The organism is Pseudoalteromonas sp. G5_S1_14_S5 (assembly GCF_054968605.1).
The window spans coordinates 1-1261 of record NZ_JBQKUM010000181.1 but is presented as its reverse complement, the minus strand read 5'-3'; the positions used below and the strand labels follow the sequence as shown (position 1 = coordinate 1261).

The window sequence follows — 1261 nt, the reverse complement described above, 5'->3', positions numbered from 1 at the left end:
TCCAGAAGCAGGCTTAACCTTTCCTCGAAGTCCAGCTCTGCGTAGGTCGTCAGTTGCTCTTGTTGCTGCTCTAACGCTTTCGCCGCATGGCTCAAGCGGAGGGTTTTGAGTTGGTCGTTCAGTGCGTTCATATCCTTTCTCCTAGTGATAACAGTTCGGGCCACGAACATTGCTGTGAACAAGGTTCGGTGTATTCGCTTTATCTTTACTCAGTTGCCCTTCACGATTGTTCTTGAGTAGATTGTTGACGAAGGTGTAATTAGGTTTTGTCAGCATCAGTGCATCTTTACAGGCTTGCTCTAGGCGCGATTCGCCATGGGCTTTGCTTAGGTTGAGTAACCCAAGGCAGGAACGATAAGACAACTCTGGGTGAGGCTTGGAGTTCAGCATCTTATTGACGACCTCTCGTGTGGCAGGGCCGATATTGGCTCCCCAGTTGAGCAAGCGTCCAGGCGACCACTTTTGATGTTGATGATTACTTGGCATGTGCTCTGCGTTGGTGCTATTTCCACGTTCTCTTTGGCTGCGTGGATGTTGGGCGACCAAGTTACCTTGGTGGTAGATCTGCACCAGACGGTTGGAGGCTTCCAGCTCAACATAGTGGCCAACAAGTTGATGGGGAACCGAGTAGTAATGGCGGCGATATTCGATGTGATAATCAGGCCCAACTTTGGCTCGCTTGGTTTCGGTATATAGATATCTCTGCTTAGGAAGGGACTTTAACGCGGGTTTATCGAGTTTGTCGAACAGCGCTTTGCGGCTCGCTCCATACTGCTTCATCTCACGTTGGTTTAAGTCATTCATAAGCTCACGGATGGCGAGGTTCAACTCTTTGAAGGTATGAAAGGTTTGATGACGAAGTCGCATCATGATCCAGCGTTCTACTAGAAGGACGGCATTCTCTGCTTTGGCTTTGTCTTTCGGTTTGTAAGGGCGAGCTGGCATCACGGCAGTTTGATAGTGATTCGCCAGTTTTTGATAGCTCTCATTAAGCCTCGGTTCATAACGGTTAGCTTTGCTGACAGCGCTGCGTAGATTATCGGGAACCAAGAGTTGTGGTACGCCGCCGAAGTGTTCGAACGCATTAGCATGCGCCTCTAACCAGTAGGACTTACCTTGACTCGGGAAGGCTTCAACATAGGTGTAATTGGACGCACCTAAGGTCGCCACGAACACTTCTGCTTCGCGCACTTCGCCTGTGTCAGGATTGACTACCTGAAGCCGAGGCCCACAGTAATCGATAAACAGCTTATCACCTGCC

1 protein-coding gene is annotated in these 1261 nt (G+C 49.7%); it reads right to left on the bottom strand.

Going from position 1 to position 1261, the window contains the following annotated elements; all coding sequences use genetic code 11:
• Positions 1–141 precede the first annotated feature (141 nt).
• Positions 142–1261 (bottom strand): IS21 family transposase (gene istA / locus ACTRWI_RS22435; protein WP_499133903.1); only part of this gene is annotated, 1120 nt, incomplete at its 5' end.